Consider the following 23,041-nt stretch of genomic DNA (forward strand, 5'->3'; position numbering starts at 1 on the left):
ACCAGTGAGGATCTCCAGCTCGGTTGTCGGGGTCGACGTGCTGTCCCCCAACATCAACCAGAAGGGCTCCTCTGGCTTGATCGAGAGAACTTCCTCGGATTCGACCTTCAGTGAAGCGGTCGCCGAGTCGATGACGAAGTCCCATCGTGTCTGGATCCCTCCGGCTCGACCAATGAGGATGTAGAGCTCTGCGCCGTCGGGGAACATGCTGCCGTCGGCGAATTCGTAAGAGATGGTGAAGTCGCCGACCGTGGGAAGGTTGAGGTTTCCCATCGGTGTCGGCCTGCGGATGTCAACCACTATGCGCCTCCGATTTGTCGGACCGCACGCCCGATGGGCGACGGCGTGGAATCACTTGGCGACCTCACGTATCCCCTCCTGGGTCGCTGCCGCGCAATTTGAGTGCCGCGCGGTCGGCGCGCTGCTCACGGATGAGCGACCACAGCATCGGCACGTAGATCAGGACGCCGAGGAGATAGATCGAGAACCTGATCTGCTGACGGCCGAGGTAGTCGGCCGCAACGATCGACGCGAATGCTGCCTGCGTGAGCACGAACGACAGCACCACCGACTTCGCGAGGTAGATCCTTCCGATCCGGTTCGTCCACCACGGCGACCAGATTGCGTAGCGGATCGTGAACGCCGCGACCATGACCGCGAGCACGAGGAGGGCGATGTTCGCGAGGTCCCTCATCGTCCGCCCCCGCCGCCCCAAGCCTCGATCAACATTTCAGTCCACCCGTTCCGTTCGAGTTCCCGCCGCCAGTTCGTGGCGACCTGCTTCGCTTCCCGCCGTTCGCACTCCGACTCGATCCGCAGCTTCACTGAGTGCGCGTGCACTTCCGCCGCGATCTCTGCTTGTCGACGTGCGGCGGTCACGTCCTTCGACCACGGCCACCTCATGACTGCTGCCTCTGCGTCGCCTCACGGATCGCGTCGAGAATGTGCGCAGACACTTCGCCTGCGACCTTCTGCTCGGCGATCGTGGCCGCCTGCTGCGCGATGATCGACTGGTCCTCGAGTGACCGCCCCTGCAGGTGGGTGATCGCGTCGTTCTTCGCCTTCACGATCTCCCGGTGCGCGGGGCCGAAGATGATCCACCCGCGGATCATCGCCACCGCGTGGAGAAGGAACAGCACGATCACGACTGTGACCGTGCTGATTCCTTCCCACACAGACGGCGTGAGGAGCTGCACGTCAGTCGATCGTGTGGTCGCCGACGTTGTCGACGAGTGACGGTGTGCCGCGTCCGAATCCGGACGACGCGACGGACGTTAGGATCGACACGACGGCGGCGAGGCCGGCGACCGAGCCGACGTTCGCCCAGTCGACGTCGAGGACGCCGACGGCACCGGCGCCGAGGACGCCGATCGCGGCCTGCGCAGCGGTCTTGACGGCACGCTCGGACAGGTCGAAAAAGTAGTTGCTCATGGATCATTCACCTTCCGTGAGGATCTTGACTGCCCCGGACGGGTCCCAGTACATGGAGCCGTGCTCGAAGTCCTGGACAACGCCGCCGTCGGGACGCTTGTATTCGTTCGAGACTGGGTAGCCGAGCGGCCCCTTCTCGTAGCCTTCGGCCGCCCAGCGCTCGCCGATGACGCCGGTGACGAACCAACCCCTCGCGTCACCATCGCGGCGGTAGAGGACACCACCCTGGAATGCCTGCACGGCACCCGCGGTCGAGCGTCCGTCGCGCTTCTCGAGGCGCGTGAACTCGCGCACCGGGTAGCCGAGCGGGCCGCGCTCGTAGTTGTACGACGCCCACGCCTCGAACAACCCGGACTTCTCGGGGCCGAGCGCTGGGTCCGCGTGCGGTACCGGGAACGCGCCCACGCTCGGGTGGAAGTAGATGTGCGCGTTGGCGAACGGGACCATCCGACCCTTGCCGTCGCCGCCGACCACGATCTCGCGTTCCGAGCGTCGGTCCCCGACCCACGGGTTGCGGCCCGCCGCCTCGTCGATCATGTTGATGATCACGGCCGGACGGCCACGCATGGCTTCACCGACGCGGATGCGGAACAGGTTCATGTCCATGCCGCCCGGGTCCCACTTGCCCTGGATCGCGCCGTACTCCTTGTGCCCGATGACCCGGTCCTGTCCACGCCCGAGGCGCTTGAGGATCGCGGCGACACCCTTCACGTACGCGCCGTACTGGGCGTCCGACCAGCCTTCGCGACCGTTGTTCTCGGCCTCGATGCCGATGAGGACCTGGTTGCCGTTGTTCGTCGGGATGCCGGGCCAGGATCCGGCGCCGGCGTGCCACGCGATGCCGACACCGCACAGCGTGAACACACCGGAACGAGAGAGGTGAAGCTGGGAGGCCAGGCCCAAGCTGGGGTGGTTCGCGATGTAGTTCGGGTTGTTCGACGGCGGATTCGATCCGGTGTGGTGCGCGAGGACGCCCCAGATCGTGCCGAAGTCGCCGTGCCCCCGGTTGTATGCGCCGTGCAGTTCGTTCACGGTCAGGCCCGCGTCGCGCAGGACGGGCGTCAGCCATATCGGGTCAGCCATCACTATGCTCCTTGCATCCAAAGTCGTTCCTGGGCTTCCTGTTCAGGACGAAGACACTGCAACCCAGGGGATCATCGTGTAGTTGTACTGAATAGATCCAGATGGGATTGCGGTCGGCAATGAAGTCTGTCCGGTGACGTACGCAGCCTGCGCGAGGGGGAACTCGCCGCCCGATTGCCCGATGCCGACCTGAGGGACGGCGGCAATCCGGCGGCACGCGGACAGTGCGCCCGGCCGCTGTAGCTGGGCGACCGCGACGAGGTGGCCGGGCAAGAGTTCCTCGGTCGCAGTCGATGCGAAGCTGTACTCCATCGCCTGCGACGACAGGGTGTTCTTCAGATCGCCGGACGCCCATACGAGGTCGAGCTGGTTGTTGTTGGTCGGGTCCACGACGTAGAGGCCGATGTACCAGTAGTCGAGGGTCGAGAACCATCCGGACGCGCGGCCGGTGATCATCTTGACTCGGTCGATCGTCATCTTCCGGTCGACGCGAATGAACGTCAGGTCGAGCACCTGATTGCCCGGTAGGTACGTCGGCATCTCGGTGTTGATTCTGTGCGAGTGACTGCCGAGTTGCGCACTCTGCGTAGAGGACGAGGTTCCTGGATTCGCGATACCGTGCGTGTGCCCACCAAGGTTCCCGCTCGCGGTTGAAGACGTCGGCACCGGCTGTAGCAGCACTCTCGGAAAGCTCGGAATGTCGTTGCCGTGCAGGGAATCGAAGATCGGCGTCGTGACCTCCGTAACCATATTCTCGGTGATGTCCGAGATGTCTTGGAGTGCCCCCTCCACCGCGGTCGTCGTGTCCTCGACCTGCCTCTCGAGCCCGAGCATGTACTCGGCGAGGCCGATGATCGTGGTCGCGCCGCCCTGTGTGATCGCGCCGACGATGTTCGTGATCACCTGCGCGACACCGCCGGCGAATCCGCCGAAAAGGTTCGACAGCAGGTTGTTCCGTGCGCCGGTGTAGGCGCTGACGATCGGGCCGCGCTGGGCGGCTCGAATCGATGCCTCGTCCCACGACTGGATACCTGCGACGTGCTGCGGGTTTCCTACGGTGCCGACGTACGCGCGGTCCGGGGTGTCATGGTTCGGTGCGGTCATCGAGCCTCCCCACGGTTGCGACGTCGTCGATGATCTGCGGTTCGGGGGCGCGGATGACGCCCTCGGCGCGCAGCTGGTCGGCGAGCGCGATCTTCTGCTCGGCGGACATGCTCGCGAGGTCGACGCCCGGACTCGTCGAGACGGGCGAGGCTTCCGGCTCCGGTTCGTCGATGTCGACCCAGTGCACCGCGCCGAGCGCGAGCCAGTGCACGCCGTCGGCGCCGGGCGGTGTCGCGACCTTGCGTGTCTGTAGCTCGGGGTGATGCCGGAATCCGGCGTGCCAGAGCTGCTCCGAGAGTTCGCGCAGTGCGGCCTCGGCGGTGAGCATGGGCACGCCCGTCGACTTGATGCCGACGAGCGCCCACAGTGCGTGCTCTTGCGGGTCGTCCGGGTTGGAGGTGGCCTGAATGGGGATCATCAGATCAGCCCCAGATTGTGGACGGCCGCTACCGCGGTGCGGATCAGGCGCATGTTCTTCTCTCCCGTCGGTTCGTTCGCGCGTGGGTCGCCCACGGTGCCCTTCCATTCGGCGTGCTCTCGGTCCCACGAGTACTCGACTTCGGAGACCTGCTCGACGAAGACCTGCCCGCGGATCGGGAAGTCGCGGATCGTCGAGCCGATGCGGTCGCCGAGGAACCAGTGCCCCTGGCCGTTGTCGCCGATGAAGTACGGGCGGCCGTCGCCGAGGGTGAGCTTGTGCGTGTGGCGTGGGCGCGTGTTGAAGAAGCCCTCGCGCATCTTGATCAGCGAGGACAGCGTGTACGCGCGGTCCATCCCTTCGACCCAGCGCTCGTGCGAGTGCGACCAGCCCGAACGCAGCGTCCGCACGGGCGACTTGATCGACCAGAACGCCGCGACGGTATCGGTGTAGATCGGGGCGAGGAAGGTGTCCGCGATCGTTCCGGCCGTCGGGAAGTAGACGAAGCCGCCCGCGATGTTTCCGGCGGTCTGGATACCCGCCGAGATGCCCTCGTTAATGCCGTAGGCACTGTGCCCGCCACCGACCATCTGGACGGGACCGGCGGGCGTGAACGACCATTCGGACGCTTCGACGCCCGTGATCTTCCCGTCGCGATAGACGGCGTACGGCTGGCGCGGGTAGGTGCCGAGCCAGCGCCCGACGATGTTTCGGTACGGGTCGATGGGCTCGGCGACCGTGTTGACGATCTCGTCGATGAAGTTGTCGGCGAACTCGACGACGGTGCGCTTCAGTCCGTCCCAGATCGTGCCGCCCGTGGACGTCTCGTCCCAGTAGCCCGACTTGTCGACGATGTCGACGACGATCGTGCCGTACCGCAGGTTCGCCCCCGGCCACGGCGGAGGGTCACCCGGCAGGTATCGCCGGGTGGTGACCATCAGCTGCGCGTCGTCCAACGTCGGCGCGGCCATGTCGTGCCAGTACTTGAACCTGCTCGACAGGATCGTCCACGGCGAGCTGTCCTCGAGGAACTTGTGCGGCTTCACGACGATGTTCCACTGCGACATATCCAGACCCGCGAGCCACTGCTGCGGGTCGAGCGGATCGTCCGGCAGTGCCCACCAGTTGCCCTCGAGGCGCATGACATTGAGGAACAGTGCGAGCTTGAGCATGTAGCGGGACGGGCCCGCGAGCACGAACGAGCGCGGGAACTGCAGGATCGCGGGCAGGAACGGATTCGACCAGACGAGGACGCTCTTGATGTCCTCGTAGTCGTCGAGGAACGTCAGCTCGACGTACCGCTTCCCGTCGTCGGTCTTGACGATCTTCACGGCCGAGTCGCCCGCGCAGCGGCCGCCCCACCGCGCGCCGTCCTTGTCGAACGTGAAGTGCACGTTCTGCTTCGTGCGGCCCCACGGGTTGACCGCCCACTTCGTGAGGTAGTGGTCGACCGGCAGCTGCAGTGTCGCGGTGCCGGTGTTGTTCATGACCCAGCGCACCGAGCCGGACAGCTCGGCGGTGACGCGGCCGCGGTAGTTCATGTCGCCGTCCCACAGGCGCGCGAGTCCGCGCTTGCGGCGACGGCGGCGGCGGTGTTCCTTCGCCTTCTGGTCGTCGTCCCAGATCCGCTCGAGGCGGTCCATCAGCTCCCGGTCGTGCAGGAGCGGATTCGTCGGGTCTGCGGCGATCGGCATCAGTCACCTCCCAGAAGCGTGCGCCAATTGCGCGGCTGGCGAACCTGAATCACGGTGCCCGCCGCGGTGGCCGAGACCGGAACGTCGATCGGCTCGGTGTGCGCCGGGATCGCGAACTCGAACTCGACGCCGGCGGTGCGGCCGTAGAACATCGGGTTGATGTTCGAGCGCCACGTCTCCTCGTCGGGGTACGAGTCGATCGTGAGCTGCTCGCCCGCCGACAGCGTCGGCGTCGTGATGACGCGGTCGCGCCACTCGTAGTCCTCGTGCTCCGGGTCGTCCTGCCACGAGAAATCGGGCAGCGTCACCCGCCCGCCAGCGGCCGCGTTGACGACGACCCACTGCAGGTAGCACGGATGGTTCGTCGGATTCGACACCATCACCGTGCCCGCGAGTTCGCCCGGCTTCGACTGGAACACATCGACGACGGGCTCCTCGACCCAGAACGGCCAGCCCGCGCGCAGCCGCATGACCATCGGCGCGTAGCCGTTGACGCCCGGGTCGATCGTCGGCTTGAACGGCGGCGTCTCGAGCAGCTGCACCGCGAGACGGCGCACGCCCGACCGCGACGTCCCGACGAGGTACGTCTTCCGGTCGAACCTGAACGCGCGCCGCCACCGCGAATACACCGACAGCCAGTCCGAGTCCCGCGTCGCCGAGATGTGCACGGGCAGGATCGGGTCCTGCATGTTGTGCCGCTCGCCGCCGAAGGTGCCGCCCTCCTGGTAGGCGCCCGACGTCCAGATCGTCGACGTCGGCGTCTCCCACAGGTTCTCCGGGTCCTCGTCGAGGACGACACCACCGGCCTCGCAGCCGGGGCCGTGGATGATCCAGTGCGACCCGTCGGCACCCTCGACGGCGAGCTGCACGACTTCACCCATCAGAACCCCGCTCCCTCATGCGTCTTCGCGCGCACGATCTCCTCGGTCCTCATACGTCCCACCGCCTCGTCGACGTCGGCGACGTGGAAGTGGTAGTGCACGCACCGCTCGTGCGCGCCCATGTCGAACGCGCTCCCGACGTCCCCGCGCGCTGCGGTCGCCGTGGCCACGCCAGCAGCCGCGAACTCGGCGCCCGAGTTGATCGCCGCGAGCACTGCGGGATTGCCGCCCGCCGCTGCTGAGGCGGCGTTCACGACGAACTCGCCCGCCGTCAGCCACGCCGGAACTTGATCGACACCGCGCGGGCCGCCCACCGGGCCGCCCGTGTAGTAGCCGGCCTTCGTCGGCCAAATGCTCTCCGGCCCCTTGTAGCGATCGACCGTGTAACGCAGCGCGGCAACGATGTTCGCGAGCGGATTGAACACGTCATCGACGAGCTCGGGGTCGCGAAACGCGCTGAACGTGCGCGGCTTGACCTGCAGCAGTCCTCGCGGGTTGCCGTCCGTCGAGTCCGGCCCGACAGCGCCAGGGTTGCCCGACGACTCGATGTCGGTCTGCTCGATCGTGCGACCGAGGTTCGCCAGCGACAGCCCGACGCGCGAGAGCCCCTCGGTGATGACGGGCTCCCACTGCGCCGCGCCCTTGCTCGGGTCGTAGACGACCGGAGTGTCGGCGAGGATGACCGGTGCAGGCGGGTCCGGCGGGTCCGCTGGGCGCACCTGCGCGCCCTCTGCCCGCTCGTCCGCCGACGGCTCGATCAGCGCCGCGTTCTGCTCGGCCTTCGCCTCCTCGAGCATCTGCCACGCAGTCATCGCGGGCGGCAGCTCGTCGGGAATCCCGAACACCTTCAGCGCATCCGAGAGGTACCCCGACGCGGCCGTCGCGGCGACGTCGCCCGCGATCTCCGACCACGAGCGCGGCCCCGAGGACGACGACCCACTCGCGCCGGAGGGCGAGCCCGAAAGCCCGCCGCTCCCGCCGACACGAGTCGCCCCGGTGTCGTACGCGGTGCCGGTCATCGGCTGGCCGTCCTTGGTCAGCCTGCCGCGGCCGCCCGACGGGTGACCGCCCGGATCGGACCAGTCGAACAGGTCCCCGATCCGCAGGAACGCATGATCGGTGAACTCCGAGCTGTCCGAGCCCGTCGAACCGCCGACCATGCCGCCGCCGTACTGGCCGCCCATCTCGACGTTCGTGCCATCCGGCAGCGTCCCGGCGGTGTGGCCGCCGTACGGGCCGCCGTTGTACCAGCCGAACCGTAGATCGCCCGGACCGCCGCGGCCGCGCGAGAAGCCCATCGCCGCGAGCGCGCCGGCCTGGTTGCCTGTGGCGAAGCGGCCCGCGAACGGCGCAAGCCCCACCGCGAACCGCGCGATCGCCGACATGGCACCAGAGCAGTCGCCCCAGTTCACGCCGCCCCACACATAGCGGGCGCCGGTCAGCGGGTACGAGCCACCAGTGCGGCCGCTCACGAAGTCGAGTAGATCGCCCGCGCCGACGACACCGCCGCTCTCGTAGCCCGGCAGCTTCGGGAACGTGCCCGCATTGATCGCCGCGAGCTCGCGGTCGTATCGATCCGAGCTGCGGCCGTTGATGATCCACTCACCCGCATCCACGCGAGCGATCGGCATTCCCGACGACGCGACGCCGAGGATGCCGTCCGTTCGGTCACTACCGGGCCCCGTCTTCGAGAGGCGGCCACCCGTCGCGAACGGGCCCTGGATGTCGGCGCTGCCGAAATGCGCCGCGCGGGCCGCCGGGTCCCACTGGTCGCGGACGGTGATCGTCGCTGTGCGCTCTCGCGCAGTATGGTCGATCGCCTCGTTGACGACGCGAGACTGAGACAGCGCCTGCTCGATGAGCAGCCGCACGTCCGGCTCTGCCGTCGACAGGTCGATCTGCGACAGCTCGGCGAGCGTGATGTCGCGGCCGCTGAGGAATCCGTCGATGACCGCGCCGACCTCGGGGGCGACGGACGTCATGTCGATGCCCGCCAGCATGTTGCGGACGTTCTGATCCTCGAGACGGAAGAACGTCGTGTCGGCGCCGATCTTCGGATTCGCGATCGAGATGTCGAGGCCCGCAACAGCCCCGCGCACCTGATCCATCGCGATCAGTGCGAGCGTGTTGTTCGCGGTCACCTCGACGGTCGCCGGGTTGTCGCCGATCTGCTGGACGTCGAATCCGAGGTTCGCGATCGCCTGCCGCGCCTGCTCGTCCTCGACGTACATCGAGACCGTCTTCGGTGTGCCGTCATCGGGCAACTGCTCGAGTCTCAGCTGAAGATCCGTCACCGCACGCCAGGCTTCATCGCCGCCTGCGACGGATATCGACAGGTCCAATTCGCGAGGAGCGAGACCCCACTGTCGCGTGAGTTCCTCGAGCTTCTCGATGGGCAGTTGGTACGTCTCCGCTAGCTGCTCGAGAGCCGGCCTAATCTGTCCATACGCCGTCGCACTGTCGTTGCCGGCGTTCCGCGACACGAAGAAGGCTTCACCCAACTGCATCAAGCTCTCACGGAGCGATGCCGCGTTAACGACTCCGTGATCGAGGTTCCCATCCAGCCCGATGAGCGCTTCACCAAGTCCATTGACCGGGTCGACGCCCTGCGCCGCGGCTTCGGTGATGTTCCGAACTGTTTCTGCTGTCTCGAAAAGTGCCGCTTGAGCATCCGTTTCGAGGATGCCAAGGCCCTCGAGTGCGCGACGCAGCCCGCTGAGCCGCTTGTCGCCGTCGCCGGCGGATTCGGCGATCTCCTGAATGCCGCTCGTGACGGCCAGGCTCGCGGGTCCGACGCGCTCCATCGACTCCTGCAGGCGCAGGAACTCGTCTCGCTGCCCCTGTAGGGCGTCGGCGAGCTCGACGCTGCCCGCTGCGCGCAGCTGGCCTTGGAAGGCATTCCACGACGACGTCGAGCCGACGACCTTGAGGTTGAGGTCCTCGGTCGTCAGGCCGAGTGAGGTGAACTGGTCTTGAAGCCGCTCGGCCGCTTCGGTGTTGGCGACCTGGACGCGCCACGCATCCGTTCCGGCCTGCGCCTGCCCGGTGAACCATCCCGCCATGTCCTTGATGCCGGCGGTGAACATCGCGATCGGCTTCCAGCCCGCGCCGTTGTCGATGATCTCCTGCTGCGCACTGCTCAGCGTCTCGAGCTTCGCGGCAGCGGCGTCGAGGACGCCGTCGTCGACCGCACCGCCAGAGAGTGCGAAGGCGTCGGCGAGCTCGCCCTGTCCGCGCGCGAGGTCGCGGCTGAGGCCGGTTAGCGTCTCCGCCTGCTTGCCCGCCTTGCCCCACTCGGTGACAACACCGACGGTCGCCGCGGTCACGCCAGCGAGAGCGATCATCCACGGGCCGCCGAGCATCGACACGATGCCACTGAGGCCTGCGCGGATGCCCGTGCCTGCCGCGGCGACGGCGCCGAGTGCGTGACCGAACCGATCAGCTCCGGTCGCGGCCGTGACGAACGAGTCCTGCATCCGATGCACGATCGGCACGTGCATGCCGATCGCGGACACCGTGGAGCCGAATCGTCCGAGCGAGATCGTCCCGCGGTCGCCTGCGGATGCGATGCCGCCTGTCGCTGTGACGATGTCACGAAACCCGAGAGCGGCCGTCTTCGCTGTGCCGACGACGGGAATCAGCGTGGACTTCACGCGATCGAGCACGCCGGGGATCGTCTTGAATCCCAGCCATGCGGCGACACCGGCCGTCACGAGGCCCTGCTGACTCTCCATCAGGCCTGCGACGAGCTGTAGCGCCGGGACGACCGTGCCATCGAGGATCGTGGCGGACGCTTCGAGAGTCGTGAGGAAGATCTGCCACGTCGAGACGCCGAGCGATGCGCTCGCGCGAGCGAGCGACGAGGCGATCGTGCCGACTGCAGGGGCGACGTCGCGCGCCGAACCCTGCAGCTGCTCGAAGATGCCCGTCAGTCGGTTGAGCGACGACTGCGCGATCTCCGAGCTGCGGAACTGCTCGAAGGCCTCGACGCCCGCGCGGCCGAACTCCTGCAGCGCGGGGATGTAGCGGGATGTGAGGTCTGCGCCGAACTGCTCCATGACGGGCTTCATCCGCGCGTCGAGGTCGTCGACGGCGTCGGTCAGCTTCCCGAACGCTGCGGGGGCGCGATCGAAGATCGGACCAGCGAGGGTCGCACCGAACCTGCCGAGCGCGGCGTTGAGGTTGTCGAACGCGCCGCTCGCGGTGTTGCCCGCTTCGAGGGCGGAGCCACCGAGACCGGTTTCCATTGCGCGCTGGAAGGTCTCGAAGTTGATCGAGCCCTCGGATGCGAGCTTGAGCGTCTCCTCGGCCGTCTTGCCGAGCTCCTGCCCGAGCAGCTGGACGATCGGGATCCCGGCGTCGTTGAGCTGGGCGATGACGTCGCCCTGGATCTTGTTCGAGGCGGCGACCTTGTTGAAGATCGCGCCCATCTCGTTCATGCCGACGCCCGCGATCGTCGCGGCGTCGCCCGTGAGCTTCAGTGTGCGCTCGAGCTCGCGCCCGGGCTTGACGCCCGCGGCCACAGCCGATGCTGCGACGGTGGCAGCGTCACCGAGACCGAAGGCTGTGCCCCTCACCGAGGTGAGGGCGTTGTCCATGATCTTGCCGACATTCTGCGTCGAGTTGCCCAGGCCGGAGAGCTTCGCCTCTGCCTGCTCGATCGCGTTGAGTCGGCCGAGGCCCTTCGTGATCGACGTCGCGAGGACGCCCGCAGCGGCCGCCCCCGCACCGACGACGCCGACCTTGAGCGTCTTCCCGAGACCGGTGGCGAGCTTCGAGCCCATACCCTGGCCGGCCTTGTCGGCCTGAGCCTGCCCGCCGTCGAGTGCCTTCTGCACCTGGCCGGGGAGCTTCGAGGTGTCCGCGACGATCGAGAGGTATCCGACGCCGAGTTCGGTCACTGCGAACCTCCTGTGGGTACGCCGAGGTCCCCGTCCGCGCGCCGGCGGACGGGGTGCTCGGTGGTGGGTCAGGCGACGGCGCGGATCCGCTTCACGCGCTCACGGATCGCGGCGGCCTGGGTGGATTGCGGGCGCTTCTCGCGCGGCGGCCGCGCCTCGCCTGACCGCCCTCGGGCGACGTCTGCGCGAACCTCGGCCGCCGTCTTGGTCCTCCGAGAGGTGCTGGGCCCGTCGCGACGGGCCTTGATTCGCTCGATGAGCGACTTCGGCGTGAGCTTCGCGAGCGCCTCGCTCGGCACGTTCTGCCGCTGCATTTCGAGGCGCAGGAGGGCGATCTGCTCGTCGAGCTTGTCGGACAGCGACATGAGCAGTTCGACTTCGACACTCGGCGAGAGGTACTTCGAGTACGGGTCGTCGAGACGGCGCAGCGCCGAGTCGCCGGGGAGGTGCTCGACGAACGCGGCGAGGTCGGCCCAGGAGAGCGTCCTGCCGAGTTCGTCGAGCGATCGACCGGCGGCGAGTAGATCGGAGCGGATCGCCCCCTCTACTCCTCGTCGGTCGAGGAGTCGGAGGAGGCCGAAGATTTTGCCGCGTCCACCTTCGATTCGTCGTTCCAGTGCTTCCAGATCTGCTCGCGCTCACGGAAGGACAGTCCCGCCACGACGACGGCCGCGTCGGCGTCGAGATGCTCGAGCATGCGGTCCATGAGGTCGAGCGGCGAGGGGTACGTGACCGCGGGGTCGGACTCGATGATCGGCTGGCGCTTCTTGTTCAGGTCGTCGCGCGTCTTCTGCACTTCCTGGAAGCGTGCGGTCTGCCAGTCGTCGACCGCGCGTGCGATCTTGGGGTCGACGAAGCCGAGCTGCGGCAGCTCGAGCGTGATCGACTTGCCGCCCGGAAGCGGGATTTCGATGTCGATGGTGTCCGCCTCGAAGGCGGGGGTGATCCTGAAAGCCATTGCGTCGGGCCTTTCGGAGGTTGGAGGGAATGCGTCGGGCCGCGAGGCCCACCCGGCAGGAGCGGGCCCGACGCAGTGGGGTGGAATACCCCTGCCGGGTGAGTTCTCAGCCGCCCGAGGCGGCTTCGAGTGATGCGACGCGCGCTTCGAGTGCGGCGAGCGCGCCGGGGGCGTGCTCCTCGATCGCGACCTTGAGCGTCGCCGCATCGATCGTTCGCTGCGCCGTCGAGCTGCCCGCGCGCGCATCCGCGGCGGACAGCTTCGCGGGCACCGCGGGGATGCTCGGCCGATTGACGAGGTCGTCGTAATCGACCGGGGCGCTCGCCGAGGCGATTCCCTGCTCGATCCGATTCAGCTCGTCGGCGGTGATCGGGGTGTCACCCGACTCCCCGTCGGCCCAGACCTTGGGCTCGTACGCCATCAGTTACCTCCTGGGTAGAGCGCCGTGCTCGGATAGGTGGCCGGGCCCGGCACGGCGACTAAGGGGTTCCGGCGCCGATCGCCTTCGACTTGTCGACGCGGTACTCGACGACGTTCTGACCCTTCGCGCCGGCCGTGGCCTCGTAGGTTTCGATCGTCACCTGGTACTGCGTGACGTTCGTGTGGACGTCGACGACCTCGGCGACCTCGGTGACCTGGCCCTGCTCGATGACGTAGCGCTTCCACTTCTGGCCGTCGACGCACTCGACGACCCACGACTTGATCGGCAGAGGAGTCGACGTGTGGTAGATCGTCTTCTTGAGGCCGTCCTCGTCCGGAGCTTCGACGACGACGTTGTCGGCTCCGTTGATCGTCTCGAGGACCACCTCGTTGTCGTCCTCGAGGAGGGTGATGACGATCGACTCGTCGGATTCGGTCTGCACGGTGCGGAAGACCTTGCCGCCGAAGCGGCGGATCTTCTGCGTGGTGCGCGTGCGGTTGACGGCGATGCCGTTCTCGCCGACGGCGCCGTGGTCGTTGGCCTTGAAGTCCTCGTCGAGTTCCGCGACGGCGTCGGTGGGGAGCGTGGTGCCCAGCGCCGCGGAGAACAGGACTCCGCCGTCGATGGGCGGGTTGGCAACGAAGCTGTTGTTGACGTTGACCATGAGGGGATGCCCCTTTCAGGCATGATTGCGTCGGGCCGCGAAAGGGTTTGTGGTGCAGTAGTTCAGCCGACCTTGATCAGCAGTTCGCCGGTCATCTGCCAGCGCTCCTGGCCGGACTCGTCGGGGAAGGGGTACGGACCGGTGTCCTCGTTCCACTTCCGCACGAAAGCACCGCCGGCCCACCGGCTGCGGGACGCTCGAAGCACCGCACGGACGACGTTCGCGAGATCCTCAGTGGCGTCGACATCGTCGCCCCAGACCTCGACGAGAAACCGTGCCGTGTCAGTGGCGCCGTGCGCGGTGAAGCCGCCGCCCGCGATGCGGGACAGCCGCACGAGCCGCGACGGCCTCTCGTCGGGCACGGCGTCCGTCACGAGGACGTCGTGATGCCCGCCCGGGAGGCCGTCGCGGACGAGAGCGATCGCGACCTTCGTCGCCGACTTCGGCACGAACAGCGGCGCGCTCATGCCCGCACGCTGCCCATGACGCGGACGAGGACGTTGTCGCGCGCGCTGCGACGACGCGCCGAAGACGAGGCCGGGTAGACGATCGCGCGCCAGCGGCCTTGCGGGTTTCGGCGGCCCTGCTGCGAGCTCCACTCGAAGCCGGGGCCCGCAGCGGCCGCCATGCGCGATGCCGTCCCGTCGACCCACGATCGAGTCGGCCCGGAGCTGCGGACGTCGTAGAGCGCGTCTTGCCGCCAGTCGATCCGTGCTCTAGCCATCGTCGACCTCCTCGCGCTCGACGAACTCGGCCGCGATCCAGAACTCGCGGTTGAACGCCGCGATGCACAGTTTGCGGCCCGGATCCGAGAAGACGAGCAGCACCGCCGACTTGTCGTCGACGGTGAACGTCGTCGTGTCGAAGAGCTGCTCGCCGCCGGCATGCCGCACGAGGAGCTGTTGCGCGCACTGCGTCATCAGCCGTCCACCTTCCGGAGCTTCGCGTCGGCCAGGCCCGGCCGCCACAACGGGTTGTTGTCCCAGTCGGTGATGTGCTCGACGCGGAACCGGCCTTGCGGCACGGTGATCTCGTCGCGCACGCGGACCCCGGTCGAGGTGGCCGGGTAGATCGTCCCGTCGAACCGGACGCGGCCCACGTGCCCGCCGAGATCCACCGCAATCTCGGCGAGGTAGTACGCCCACACGCGGATGCGCTCGTCGACGAACGACGTGACCGCTCGGCCGCGGTCGTCGCGCTGCTCCCCTACGACCCGGCGGTGCAGGGTCGCCTCGACCTCACGCTCGAACCAGCTCGTCACTGCTCCCACAGTGCACCGCCTCGAGTCAGGGCGGCGCCGCACGAGCAGTACGCCGCCCCGAACCGCAGTGAGCAGATATCCGCGTGGACGATGGCGGGGCCGGTCGGCACCGTGTCCACAGTGAACGCGCCACTACCGCTCGTCCGGCACATCTTCGTGAGGTCGTCGATCTCTGAAGGCCAGAACAGCCGGCGGCGCGGCGACGAGGTGTCGACGGTCCTCTGAAACGGGCCCGCCGACATCTGCGTCACCGCGCCGGTGCCAGCCTCGTCCCATCGCAGGATCGCTGCGCGCAGGATCGCCTTCGCCGCTGCCGGATGCTCGAACTCGTCCTCGAAGAGGCAGGGTGCGAGCAGTGCCGCGGTGCCGAGGGCGTCCTCGATCATCGCCTGCGCTTTGGCTTCGTCAATGCCTGGCGCGAAGACGCGAAGGTCGTCGACGGTGATGGACACAGCAGGCACGGCGGTCCCTCCTCAGTCGTCGTCGACGGGCAGCGGCTCGGCCGGCTTGGGCTTCGGCGGTCGACGACGGGTGGCGACGGCCACCGCCTCGTAGCGGTGAGCCAGGAGGGCCACCTTGTCGTCCGGCACGTTCACGATCACGCCCGTGCGCTTGCTCCGCAGGCGTGCCATGTCAGGCCGCCGCGTTCTCGATGACCGCGAACCGGTCGATGAAGACGTACCAGGCGTAGACGATCTCCATGCGGAGAGCGACCTCGTTGTGGCCCTTGAGGTCTCGGCCCGTGTTGTCGGGGTCGCCGTAGGGGATGACCTGGAACGGGATCTGCTTCTGCACGCCCCAGCGGATGCCGCCGTTGAAGTCGCCGACGATGGCGCGGACGTTGTTGTCCGTTGTGTCGCCGTCGCGCGCCTTGCCCTGCACTGTGCTCGACACGGAGGCGCGGAGGCCGCCGAGCGACGTCACGTCGATGCCGAGGCCGAGTTCGGGGAACTTCTTGCGGCCGTCGGCGTAACGCTCGGTCGAGAACGACCACGCGTAGCCGCCGGTCAGTGCGACGCCGGTCGGAGCGACGCCCGAGTTCACGAGCAGGCCGACGGTTTCCTCGAGTTCGAGTTCCGGCCCCGCCGAGTCGACCTCGGTGCGCAGCGTGGTGGCGTTGAGGTAGTTCGTCCAGGACGAGATCGTGGCGCCGGTCTTCGGGTTGATCCGGAAGTAGGCGCCGAGGTCGAGGGCGCGACCGAGGGCGCGCGACGCCTTCTCTGAGAACTTGTCGAGGATGCCGAGTTGGTAGTCCTCGTTGGCCCACATGAACTCGTCCGAGGTCCGGTAGGTGACGACGGCCTTGTGCGGCGCGGCGACGGCGCGGGCCGGCTTGATGTCCTCGCTGGACTTCGCGCCACCTTCTTCGACGAACTCGGCAGCCGGGTCGTCGTCGAACGTGACGACGGCGACGTTGCCGAACTTCATTGGATCCGCGGCCGACAGTGCGGGGATGGTGCCCGCGGTCTTGGTCTTCTCGATCATCCCGTTGAGGGTCTGGTCCGGCAGGAAGCCGGCGAGGTCGGAAGTGTAGACAGCCACGTGGCTGCCCTCCTTTCGGATCAGTGGCCGCCGAGTCCGAGGCCGCGCAGGAATTCCCGCCGCGGGTCGTCGTCGGAGCCCTTCGGATTCGTGCCCTCCTTGGGCACATGGAGTTGCTTGGTGCGCTTGCCCGACTGGCCGAGTAGCCGGGTGACCTGCTTGAGGAGCAGTTCCGGCTCGGTGGCGGTGAGGAACAGTTCGGCGTCCTCGGCGTCGATGCCGTGGTATTCGACGAAGTGGGCGCGCAGGGACTCGGAGACCTTCGCGGGGACGGAGGCGACTTCAGCTTCGGCCTTGGCGATGCGGTCGGCGGCCTTCTCGGCTTCCGACTTCTGCGACTCCTCGATCTCAGTGAGACGCTTCGCTGCGGCGGCGTTGTCCTTGGCGCGCTTCTCCTGCTCGCGGGCCTTGCCCTTCCAGAAGTCGACCGTTTCGGTCGGCTTCAGCTCCTGCTTCTGCTCGGTCTGCTGCTCGGTTCCCTCGGTCTCCGTTGCGGCTACCTCGGCGGTCTGTTCGGACATGCGGTGTACTCCCGTTTCGGGTCGATCCCGGCCGTTGCGGTCGGGAAGATCAGGGGGTGTTCTTGCGCATCTCGGCGAGAACTGCCTTGACGTCGATCGCGCCTTCGCCGCGGGTTGCGCGTGTCGCAGCGCGGTACTCGTCCCGCCACTGCTCGACGTAGGCGGGCGGCTGGTAGGAGCCGCCGGGCCGCACGGGAACTGCGATGCAGTGGCAGTGGTCGTGGTACTTGTCGCCAAGGCTCTGGCCTCCGCGAGCGCGGATTCCGCCTCGGGCGGTCCGCCCGTTCACTCGCGTCTGTCCTCGAGCGCGGGCGCGACGGTCGGCGACGGTCATCTCCCTACCTCGGCCGACGACGCGCGTCGCGGCAGCCTCGGATGAGTACACGGCGCCGCGGGTGGCCATGAGTCGGCAGAACTCGCACGCGTTGGCCGAGGCGTGGCGCGCCCACGTTGCGCCCGGCTCACTCGCAGCGTTATCGATCGTCGTCTGCCGCGCCATGTCCCAGATCCCACGCTGCAGGGTTCCGGCGAGCTTCTCGAGCGCGGCGGCGCCGCTCGAGGTGTTCAGTGCCCACTGCGTCGACTGGGACCACTTCTCGCCCGGCGGGAGTGTGGCGGGCTGGGCGATGTAGTCGAGGCCTGGCGCGGCATCCTCGTACCAGACGGCCGCGAGTTCGGCGGCGCCGATCCCGTACTGAGCGGCCAGCTCCGGGAAGGCGTCCATCATGAAGCCGCGGAAGTCGTCGAAGGCCTCGGCTTGTCGCCACAGCACCGCCAGATCGACTGCGCCGAGGCGCTGTAGCTCGGCCAGAATCTCCCGCTGCTGCGCGAGCGTCGCCACTACTGCGCCTCGGTCGAGGGCGCCTCAGTCGCGCGTCCGGGGATCCGGTCCAGCAGGGATTGCACTCCGGCTCGACGCTTCTCGGCCATCGCCCGCTTCACCTGCTGCTCGTCGAGACCCAGCAGCTCGAGCCCGACCGCCGTCTCGGCGAGCCACGGCACAGTCGCGAGCTGCTTCGCCCCCGCGTCGGCCTGCGCCGCGCGGGACAGGTAGACGGGGCTGCGCCACTTCGTATCGATGGAGCGCCACTCGTCGGGGATGCCCCGCTCGCCGTTCGCGATCGCGAGTGCGCGGATCAACGCGCGACGGAATGACGGCGACCAGTCGTCGGTCGCCCCCTCAGCCTCGGCGATCAAATCCTCGCGTGAGGCAACGTACGAGTCAGCGCTCGTCGGGTTGGACATATCCGAGACACCGAGCGAAGTCAGCGGGATCGACGTCTCGCCCGAGAACAGCTGCGCGTGCTGCTTGAGCATGTCGATGTGCGGCTGAGGCGAGGCGGCGGCGAACTGCTTCACGTCCGCGCGCGGGTTCTCGGCGTCTTCGTCGTCGGGGATGCCCTTGATGCGGCCGAGCATCACCTGCCACGACGGCTTCGGTGATCCGTCCTCGCTGACGAAGATCGACTCGTCCGCGCCCAGCATCCACATCTCCGGGAACGAGAACACATCCGCGTGCCCTTCCATGCGGATCGTTGTGCGAAGCGCCTGGTCATGCAGCCCCATCACCGTGCGTGAGATCCGAGACGAACCGAACGGGCGCCCCACCCTCGGCTTGTACACCAGCGGCTCAGCTGGCACTCCCCACGGATGCTCGCTACGGTCCACCTTCCAGCGGCTACCGCCGTCACGCTCGGCGGTGATCGTCTCGCCGTCGAGGTACAGCGTGAGGCTGGTAATGCCGGAATCGTCGCGGCTGTTCACTGACAGCAGGTTGTCCATGCGGCGGGTCCGCGGGTTCCAGTCGCCGGTCGCGCTGAGTGCGTCCTTCGCATGAATCAGCGACGGCGGCTCATCCTCGCCACCCTCGGTGTTCACGAGGAACGAGACGCCGTGCAGCAGTGACGAGATGATCGCCGACGACGACTCGGCGCCGAAGTAGTTGTCGTCCCACACCTGCGACGCGCCCAGTGATTCGAGGTCGCCGTCAGGCCACACGAGGCCGTCGAGGTTGCAGCGGCGGCCGAGGATGTCTACGGACTTCGCCGACCAACCGAGCACCAGTCCGAGGCGGTAGTACTGCGGCGGGATGACGCTGCCCACTTGCTGGATCGCGCGCTTGCCGTCGTAGTAGGCGGCGCGGAGCAGGTTTCGGGACCGCTTCGCGGCGAGTTGGTCGAACAGGTGGTTCAGGAGATCGTTCTCGTCGTCGGTGAGATTCGGCAGGGTCACGCGTTCCATCACTGCAACAGCACCGCCCTTCTGCCTCGACTGCTTCTTCGTGAGTTCTGCGCTCGTGGCGCCGCGGCTCGGACTGGTCGCGCCTGCTTCGTCGACACCGTTCCCATGAACAGCGCCAGCGACCACGACACGATCGGCGCGATGCTGACCGACTCGTCCCGGCGGTCCCAGCCCCAGCCGCCCGCGTCGCGGATCGGCCGCTTACGGGCACCCTCGAGCGCGTCGTTCACCGACTGTTGCCCGCCGTGCGTCACGGTCTGCGCGGCTGAGCGATCGACGACCAGGCCACACGCCTTCGCCATATCTCCCGCCGTCGTCTGGTTCACGGTCACACGCCGTGACCGCAGCGCCGGGACCATCGACGACGCGGGCGAGGCCGCGTCGATCGCGACCGGCGTCCGGCGTCGCACGCGGGACGCGACCCAGTCGACCGCGGCCGCGACATCGATTCCGGCCCAGACCTCTTCGACGTGAGCGCGCTCGCCCTCGACCCAGCACGCACACACCGAGATCTCGCGCGCGTGCGACATGTCGATCGACAGTGCATCTGGCCGCACATCAGACTCTGGGCCGATGTCCGAGAGCGCCGCCCAGTCCGTCGCGCGGATCACCGCGCGGTGCACCGACACCTCATCCCACACGCCCAGCGCCTCACGTACGAACGAGGACTCCGACAGGTTCTTCTTCATTCGCAGCATCGCGCGCTCCGACGTGCGGTGCGGAAACGACGGGTTCGCTTTGCGCCACTGATCACGGTCGAGCGGATCGGCTCCACGGTCGGCCGACAGTTCGATGTACAGCACCTCGTCCGAGTCGCCATCGAGCGCTTCCTGCCGCGCGTTCGTGAATACCTCGCCGGGGTCACGAGGCCGCGGCGGCGTGCCAGTGAGGATCGTCAGCGGGTTCGCGGCGACGTTCTGCGCCGCGACCATGTCCTCCATCGCCGACTCGCCGAGGATCTGGGCCTCATCGAACACGAGGACGTCGACGTCCGTGAAGCCGCGGCCGAAGCCGGACTCGCGGGCGCCGAACAGGATCCGCGAGCCGTTGCCGAAGAGGATCGCCTCGTCGCCGCGTGCGCGAATGATCTGCCCGATATGCGCGGCGACCTTCGGTTGCGTCGCCATTCCCGACATCGAGTTGAACGTCTCCTTCGCCGTCTTCACTCGGTGTGCGGTCCAGATGACCGTCAGGTTCGGGTGAAGCAGGCAGAGGGCGAACACGATCGCCGCGAACAGGTACGTCTTGCCGACCTGCCGCGGAATCGAGACGAGGATCTGATCGGCGGCATACAGTCCGTCGCCGCGCTTCGCCAAGATCAGCCTGCCTGCGCCGTCCTGCCATGCATCGAATCCCCACCCGAGGCGCGAGCACGTGTCGCGCACCGACGGCCATTCCGTCGACACGATCCCCTCGGGCTGGATCACATGGCGGGCGACGTCAGACAGCCTCTGGATCCCAGATCTCGTCATCGGTATTCGCCACCGCCGAATGCTCTTCCGATTTCGCGAGGTCGATCGCGTCGATCTCCTTCGCGATGTCCTGCAGTCGCCGTGTCAGTGACGCGAGGTCGCGCGCTGGCGTCTCCGCGTTCTCGACAGCCTTCGCGACGCGCGTGCGCAGCGCGATCAGCAATTCGCGTCGGTCGCCGCCGGCGGCCGCCTGCGAGACGGTCTTCCTGCGCGGTGCGCGCTTCGCGGGCGGCTTCGCATCCGCGGGAACTGCTCGCAGCTGACGTGCAGCCATGTGGCACCTCCTGTGGAAATGAAGTGAGGGGGCATTCGCCTATGCCGTGAGGGGCGGCTCGCGGGCCGCGAGGGGTACCTCCCCCTGGGTGTCCATCGAGTCGCCGGATGGGAGTCCTCGGCGTCGGCCTTCAGCTCCACCAGTCGCGGTCGGTGACGAACCGTCGGACGGTCGCGCGATCGTCATCGAGCTTGTCTGACTTGGCGCGGTTGCAGGACCGGTGAGCGGCCTGCTTGTTGGACACCTCGTCGGGGCCGCCTTTGCTCAGCGGGACGATGTGGTCGACGACGTAGGCGTCCGGGTCGAGGTGCGGCAGGCCGTAGTCGATGTCCTGCCCGCAGATGCCGCATGGTGGTCGACCTCGGGCCAAGTACGCCCGATGACGATCGCGTGTTGTCGTGTTGCGTGCAGCCGACATGTCAGCGGCCGACTCGCGCGAGCCTGCTGTCGAGGATCGCTTCGGCGGTGGCGACGCGCGTTTCGTTGCCCGCTTCACGCGCTGCCCTGAGATCGGCGAGCGCCTGCACGATGAGGTCTTCGAGGCTGGGCATGCCGGGACCTCCTCAGATGTGGGGTGGTGTCGCGCGTTGGTTCCCGGCGCACAGCCCTGTTTGGCGTGGCGTGCAGCACGTGCCCCAGTCGCGCCCCTGGGTGCTCAGACGCCGATGGCCTCCGAGGGATCGGATTCCCTGGAGGCCATCGGTGTTCATGCGAAGCATAGCAGTTGGCGGTGGCTTAAGCGTGCAGTGTCATGCGGTGCGCCTGCGTGTCGGGTGTGAGCGGTGCGCGCTGAGCACGTCACCGAGGCGGAAGACGTCGAGCGGTCCGTCTGTGGTGGGCACGGTCCGGACGGGAGTGAGCAGGCCGCGGTCCCGCAGCGTGCGGATGCGCCGAGTCGTCAGGCCGGCGTACTCGTCGCCGAGCTCGCACCGCATGCGCTCGATGGCCTTGGCGTTCAGCTCGAACGACTCCGCCTCGCGCACGGTGCCGCCGTACGTCCGAGCGCGCGGCGTTCGGCATGCGCGCCGTGCGAGCTTGACGGCGGCCTCGATCATGCGGGGTGCGTCGCCCGAGCCCTCGGTCATCGACAGGGCGATGATGTTGCGCTGCAGCCAGCGCGCGAGTCCTTCGAGGGATGTGGCGCCGTCGTAGTCCATGCGGCGCTGCTCGAGGACGAGCCTGATCCAGCCCCATAGCTCGTTCGTGAGGACGTCGGCGGCGTCCTGCGCTTCGGCGGGGAACGGCACTGGGGTCTCGCCACTCCCCCGCACGCGCGGCTCGAGCGAGTACCGGCGCGGGTAGCCGGGCAGGGCTATCGCGGCGGCGAGGTCGGCTGCCAGGTCGGGGATCTCCCGCAGGGTCGCGACGAGCTGGTTGCGGTCCGCGATCGTGAGGTACAGGCACTCGTCGTTCATGGTCGGTCCTCCAATGGCTGCCCGGTCAGCAGTGCGACGAGGTCGGCGACGGTCATGGTGACCCACTGGTCGAGTGGGTCGCCGTTGCCGTGGCGCTTGTGGATGACGATGCCGACGAGGGCGTCGTCGTTGCCCGCTTCGAGGTGGGCTTCGCGGGTCCAGGCGGGCAGGTCGAGGCGTGCGCAGTTCTTCGTCTCGATGACGACGCGCTGCCCGTGAGCTCTGACTCCTGCAACGTCGCCGCGGTCCTTCGCGCCGGTCTTGACGCGCCGGTCGATGCGGTCGTCGTCGAGCGCCTGGGCGAGGGCGTCGGCGATCTGCCGCTCGAAACGTGTGCCGGCGGCGCGGGCGGATGCTCGGGTGCGGGTCATCGTTGTCCCCATTCCTCGCCGCATTCGCAGATGCGGATGGTTTCGTAGTCGCCCTCGTCGATGGGTCGCGGCTCTCGGAATACCGGTGGCCCACTGGTGGTTCGGATGAGTCCGCCGCCGAACGATCGGATCTCGACCTGCTCCCAGTCGGCGCCGGTGGCCGATTCGTAGAACTCGTGGCGGCGTCGTCTCCATGCTTCGATGTCGGCTGCGGTTGCTCGGCGCGGCTCGCGCATGAGGTGCGCGGCGTAGGCGCCGCACGACGGGCAGTGCGTCCACGCCTCGAAGCGGTCGGATGCGAGATGTCGAGCGGGGTGTGCCGAGGATCCCGTCGACACGTGCTGGGTGCGCCAGCGCTGCCTCGGCCCCTCCTTCACGATCGTCGCGAT

General features: G+C 67.9%; 32 protein-coding genes. All 32 read right to left on the reverse strand.

Annotation, left to right across the window (positions count from 1 at the left end):
• Window positions 1-300, reverse strand: a 300-nt coding sequence (locus RR1_RS19965; protein WP_143153952.1) for an LtfC-like domain-containing protein, incomplete at its 3' end; no start/stop codon positions are given.
• A gap of 64 nt (window positions 301-364) precedes the next feature.
• Window positions 365-694 carry a putative phage holin gene (locus RR1_RS19970; RefSeq protein ID WP_010836773.1) on the reverse strand — a complete coding sequence of 110 codons (330 nt, stop codon included), beginning with the start codon at window positions 692-694 and terminating at the stop codon, window positions 365-367.
• Window positions 691-903: a DUF7620 family protein gene (locus tag RR1_RS23185; protein WP_010836774.1), complete on the reverse strand. Its 213-nt coding sequence runs from the start codon at window positions 901-903 to the stop codon at window positions 691-693. The genes RR1_RS19970 and RR1_RS23185 overlap by 4 nt, the downstream gene beginning before the upstream one ends.
• A complete protein-coding gene (locus tag RR1_RS19980; RefSeq protein WP_238558925.1) occupies window positions 900-1,139 on the reverse strand; it encodes a hypothetical protein in 240 nt (79 codons plus the stop codon). The genes RR1_RS23185 and RR1_RS19980 overlap by 4 nt, the downstream gene beginning before the upstream one ends.
• A 58-nt stretch (window positions 1,140-1,197) precedes the next feature.
• Window positions 1,198-1,431, reverse strand: a complete 234-nt coding sequence (locus tag RR1_RS19985; protein ID WP_010836776.1) for a holin — start codon at window positions 1,429-1,431, stop codon at window positions 1,198-1,200.
• Between the two features lie 3 nt (window positions 1,432-1,434).
• On the reverse strand, window positions 1,435-2,514 hold the full coding sequence (locus RR1_RS19990; protein WP_040772231.1) for a peptidoglycan recognition protein family protein: 1,080 nt from the start codon (window positions 2,512-2,514) through the stop codon (window positions 1,435-1,437).
• 42 nt (window positions 2,515-2,556) lie between these two features.
• Window positions 2,557-3,417, reverse strand: a complete 861-nt coding sequence (locus tag RR1_RS19995) for a hypothetical protein (RefSeq protein WP_174555437.1) — start codon at window positions 3,415-3,417, stop codon at window positions 2,557-2,559.
• A gap of 181 nt (window positions 3,418-3,598) precedes the next feature.
• Entirely contained in the window at window positions 3,599-4,036 is a 438-nt protein-coding gene (locus RR1_RS20000) for a phage gene 29 protein family protein (protein WP_010836779.1), read from the reverse strand.
• Window positions 4,036-5,730, reverse strand: coding sequence for a Gp37-like protein (locus RR1_RS20005; RefSeq protein ID WP_010836780.1), 1,695 nt, complete (start codon window positions 5,728-5,730; stop codon window positions 4,036-4,038). Before RR1_RS20005 ends, RR1_RS20000 begins: the two co-directional genes overlap by 1 nt.
• Window positions 5,730-6,611 carry a hypothetical protein gene (locus tag RR1_RS20010; RefSeq protein ID WP_010836781.1) on the reverse strand — a complete coding sequence of 294 codons (882 nt, stop codon included), beginning with the start codon at window positions 6,609-6,611 and terminating at the stop codon, window positions 5,730-5,732. The genes RR1_RS20005 and RR1_RS20010 overlap by 1 nt, the downstream gene beginning before the upstream one ends.
• Window positions 6,611-11,512, reverse strand: coding sequence for a tape measure protein (locus RR1_RS20015; RefSeq protein ID WP_010836782.1), 4,902 nt, complete (start codon window positions 11,510-11,512; stop codon window positions 6,611-6,613). Before RR1_RS20015 ends, RR1_RS20010 begins: the two co-directional genes overlap by 1 nt.
• 68 nt (window positions 11,513-11,580) lie before the next feature.
• Window positions 11,581-11,877 (reverse strand): hypothetical protein, encoded by a 297-nt coding sequence (locus RR1_RS20020; protein ID WP_010836783.1) that lies wholly within the window; start codon window positions 11,875-11,877, stop codon window positions 11,581-11,583.
• 179 nt (window positions 11,878-12,056) lie between these two features.
• Complete coding sequence (locus RR1_RS20025; protein WP_010836784.1) at window positions 12,057-12,470, reverse strand: hypothetical protein; 414 nt, start codon at window positions 12,468-12,470, stop codon at window positions 12,057-12,059.
• 106 nt (window positions 12,471-12,576) lie between these two features.
• Complete coding sequence (locus RR1_RS20030) at window positions 12,577-12,891, reverse strand: hypothetical protein (RefSeq protein ID WP_010836785.1); 315 nt, start codon at window positions 12,889-12,891, stop codon at window positions 12,577-12,579.
• A gap of 58 nt (window positions 12,892-12,949) precedes the next feature.
• The gene (locus tag RR1_RS20035; protein WP_010836786.1) at window positions 12,950-13,555 is read right to left on the reverse strand and encodes a phage tail tube protein; all 606 of its coding nucleotides are present in this window, start codon (window positions 13,553-13,555) and stop codon (window positions 12,950-12,952) included.
• A gap of 62 nt (window positions 13,556-13,617) precedes the next feature.
• Window positions 13,618-14,022, reverse strand: a complete 405-nt coding sequence (locus RR1_RS20040; RefSeq protein WP_010836787.1) for a hypothetical protein — start codon at window positions 14,020-14,022, stop codon at window positions 13,618-13,620.
• The gene (locus RR1_RS22130) at window positions 14,019-14,279 is read right to left on the reverse strand and encodes a hypothetical protein (protein WP_143153954.1); all 261 of its coding nucleotides are present in this window, start codon (window positions 14,277-14,279) and stop codon (window positions 14,019-14,021) included. The genes RR1_RS20040 and RR1_RS22130 overlap by 4 nt, the downstream gene beginning before the upstream one ends.
• Window positions 14,272-14,475: a hypothetical protein gene (locus RR1_RS20045; RefSeq protein ID WP_010836788.1), complete on the reverse strand. Its 204-nt coding sequence runs from the start codon at window positions 14,473-14,475 to the stop codon at window positions 14,272-14,274. The genes RR1_RS22130 and RR1_RS20045 overlap by 8 nt, the downstream gene beginning before the upstream one ends.
• Entirely contained in the window at window positions 14,475-14,816 is a 342-nt protein-coding gene (locus RR1_RS20050) for a hypothetical protein (protein WP_010836789.1), read from the reverse strand. Before RR1_RS20050 ends, RR1_RS20045 begins: the two co-directional genes overlap by 1 nt.
• Window positions 14,813-15,277, reverse strand: a complete 465-nt coding sequence (locus RR1_RS20055) for a hypothetical protein (RefSeq protein WP_040772232.1) — start codon at window positions 15,275-15,277, stop codon at window positions 14,813-14,815. The genes RR1_RS20050 and RR1_RS20055 overlap by 4 nt, the downstream gene beginning before the upstream one ends.
• Window positions 15,278-15,289: 12 nt before the next feature.
• Window positions 15,290-15,448 (reverse strand): hypothetical protein, encoded by a 159-nt coding sequence (locus RR1_RS22430; protein WP_010836791.1) that lies wholly within the window; start codon window positions 15,446-15,448, stop codon window positions 15,290-15,292.
• Between the two features lies 1 nt (window position 15,449).
• Entirely contained in the window at window positions 15,450-16,358 is a 909-nt protein-coding gene (locus tag RR1_RS20060) for a hypothetical protein (protein ID WP_010836792.1), read from the reverse strand.
• A gap of 20 nt (window positions 16,359-16,378) precedes the next feature.
• Window positions 16,379-16,879, reverse strand: a complete 501-nt coding sequence (locus tag RR1_RS20065; RefSeq protein WP_010836793.1) for a hypothetical protein — start codon at window positions 16,877-16,879, stop codon at window positions 16,379-16,381.
• Window positions 16,880-16,928: 49 nt separating this feature from the next.
• Window positions 16,929-17,720, reverse strand: a complete 792-nt coding sequence (locus RR1_RS22135; RefSeq protein ID WP_010836794.1) for a VG15 protein — start codon at window positions 17,718-17,720, stop codon at window positions 16,929-16,931.
• On the reverse strand, window positions 17,720-19,120 hold the full coding sequence (locus tag RR1_RS20075; RefSeq protein ID WP_040772233.1) for a phage portal protein: 1,401 nt from the start codon (window positions 19,118-19,120) through the stop codon (window positions 17,720-17,722). The genes RR1_RS22135 and RR1_RS20075 overlap by 1 nt, the downstream gene beginning before the upstream one ends.
• On the reverse strand, window positions 19,120-20,526 hold the full coding sequence (locus RR1_RS20080; RefSeq protein ID WP_238558926.1) for a terminase large subunit domain-containing protein: 1,407 nt from the start codon (window positions 20,524-20,526) through the stop codon (window positions 19,120-19,122). The genes RR1_RS20075 and RR1_RS20080 overlap by 1 nt, the downstream gene beginning before the upstream one ends.
• Window positions 20,527-20,560: 34 nt before the next feature.
• Window positions 20,561-20,866, reverse strand: a complete 306-nt coding sequence (locus RR1_RS20085) for a hypothetical protein (protein ID WP_010836797.1) — start codon at window positions 20,864-20,866, stop codon at window positions 20,561-20,563.
• Window positions 20,867-20,996: 130 nt separating this feature from the next.
• Window positions 20,997-21,236 (reverse strand): HNH endonuclease, encoded by a 240-nt coding sequence (locus RR1_RS20090; protein WP_238558927.1) that lies wholly within the window; start codon window positions 21,234-21,236, stop codon window positions 20,997-20,999.
• 49 nt (window positions 21,237-21,285) lie between these two features.
• Window positions 21,286-21,417, reverse strand: coding sequence for a hypothetical protein (locus RR1_RS22995; protein WP_010836799.1), 132 nt, complete (start codon window positions 21,415-21,417; stop codon window positions 21,286-21,288).
• Window positions 21,418-21,615: 198 nt separating this feature from the next.
• A complete protein-coding gene (locus RR1_RS20095) occupies window positions 21,616-22,281 on the reverse strand; it encodes a hypothetical protein (protein ID WP_010836800.1) in 666 nt (221 codons plus the stop codon).
• The gene (locus RR1_RS20100; protein ID WP_010836801.1) at window positions 22,278-22,652 is read right to left on the reverse strand and encodes a hypothetical protein; all 375 of its coding nucleotides are present in this window, start codon (window positions 22,650-22,652) and stop codon (window positions 22,278-22,280) included. Before RR1_RS20100 ends, RR1_RS20095 begins: the two co-directional genes overlap by 4 nt.
• Entirely contained in the window at window positions 22,649-22,888 is a 240-nt protein-coding gene (locus tag RR1_RS22140) for a hypothetical protein (RefSeq protein WP_143153955.1), read from the reverse strand. Before RR1_RS22140 ends, RR1_RS20100 begins: the two co-directional genes overlap by 4 nt.
• Window positions 22,889-23,041 lie beyond the last annotated feature (153 nt).

The sequence above is a fragment of the Rhodococcus rhodnii NBRC 100604 genome, from assembly GCF_001894925.1.
In the GTDB taxonomy this organism is placed as follows: domain Bacteria; phylum Actinomycetota; class Actinomycetes; order Mycobacteriales; family Mycobacteriaceae; genus Rhodococcus_F; species Rhodococcus_F rhodnii.

Bases quoted from the DNA above. Each gene is read 5' to 3' on its own strand.
- RR1_RS20005 (WP_010836780.1), bottom strand. From the start codon at position 5,730: ATGCCGATCGCCGCAGACCCGACGAATCCGCTCCTGCACGACCGGGAG.
- RR1_RS20100 (WP_010836801.1), bottom strand. From the start codon at position 22,652: ATGACCCGCACCCGAGCATCCGCCCGCGCCGCCGGCACACGTTTCGAG.
- RR1_RS20025 (WP_010836784.1), bottom strand. From the start codon at position 12,470: ATGGCTTTCAGGATCACCCCCGCCTTCGAGGCGGACACCATCGACATC.
- RR1_RS22140 (WP_143153955.1), bottom strand. From the start codon at position 22,888: ATGCGCGAGCCGCGCCGAGCAACCGCAGCCGACATCGAAGCATGGAGA.
- RR1_RS20010 (WP_010836781.1), bottom strand. From the start codon at position 6,611: ATGGGTGAAGTCGTGCAGCTCGCCGTCGAGGGTGCCGACGGGTCGCAC.
- RR1_RS20020 (WP_010836783.1), bottom strand. From the start codon at position 11,877: ATGTCGCTGTCCGACAAGCTCGACGAGCAGATCGCCCTCCTGCGCCTC.
- RR1_RS22130 (WP_143153954.1), bottom strand. From the start codon at position 14,279: ATGGCTAGAGCACGGATCGACTGGCGGCAAGACGCGCTCTACGACGTC.
- RR1_RS20030 (WP_010836785.1), bottom strand. From the start codon at position 12,891: ATGGCGTACGAGCCCAAGGTCTGGGCCGACGGGGAGTCGGGTGACACC.
- RR1_RS20035 (WP_010836786.1), bottom strand. From the start codon at position 13,555: ATGGTCAACGTCAACAACAGCTTCGTTGCCAACCCGCCCATCGACGGC.
- RR1_RS22995 (WP_010836799.1), bottom strand. From the start codon at position 21,417: ATGCCCAGCCTCGAAGACCTCATCGTGCAGGCGCTCGCCGATCTCAGG.
- RR1_RS20045 (WP_010836788.1), bottom strand. From the start codon at position 14,475: ATGACGCAGTGCGCGCAACAGCTCCTCGTGCGGCATGCCGGCGGCGAG.
- RR1_RS20085 (WP_010836797.1), bottom strand. From the start codon at position 20,866: ATGGCTGCACGTCAGCTGCGAGCAGTTCCCGCGGATGCGAAGCCGCCC.
- RR1_RS20075 (WP_040772233.1), bottom strand. From the start codon at position 19,120: ATGGAACGCGTGACCCTGCCGAATCTCACCGACGACGAGAACGATCTC.
- RR1_RS20040 (WP_010836787.1), bottom strand. From the start codon at position 14,022: ATGAGCGCGCCGCTGTTCGTGCCGAAGTCGGCGACGAAGGTCGCGATC.
- RR1_RS20095 (WP_010836800.1), bottom strand. From the start codon at position 22,281: ATGAACGACGAGTGCCTGTACCTCACGATCGCGGACCGCAACCAGCTC.
- RR1_RS20065 (WP_010836793.1), bottom strand. From the start codon at position 16,879: ATGTCCGAACAGACCGCCGAGGTAGCCGCAACGGAGACCGAGGGAACC.
- RR1_RS19970 (WP_010836773.1), bottom strand. From the start codon at position 694: ATGAGGGACCTCGCGAACATCGCCCTCCTCGTGCTCGCGGTCATGGTC.
- RR1_RS22430 (WP_010836791.1), bottom strand. From the start codon at position 15,448: ATGGCACGCCTGCGGAGCAAGCGCACGGGCGTGATCGTGAACGTGCCG.
- RR1_RS23185 (WP_010836774.1), bottom strand. From the start codon at position 903: ATGAGGTGGCCGTGGTCGAAGGACGTGACCGCCGCACGTCGACAAGCA.
- RR1_RS20000 (WP_010836779.1), bottom strand. From the start codon at position 4,036: ATGATCCCCATTCAGGCCACCTCCAACCCGGACGACCCGCAAGAGCAC.
- RR1_RS19985 (WP_010836776.1), bottom strand. From the start codon at position 1,431: ATGAGCAACTACTTTTTCGACCTGTCCGAGCGTGCCGTCAAGACCGCT.
- RR1_RS19990 (WP_040772231.1), bottom strand. From the start codon at position 2,514: ATGGCTGACCCGATATGGCTGACGCCCGTCCTGCGCGACGCGGGCCTG.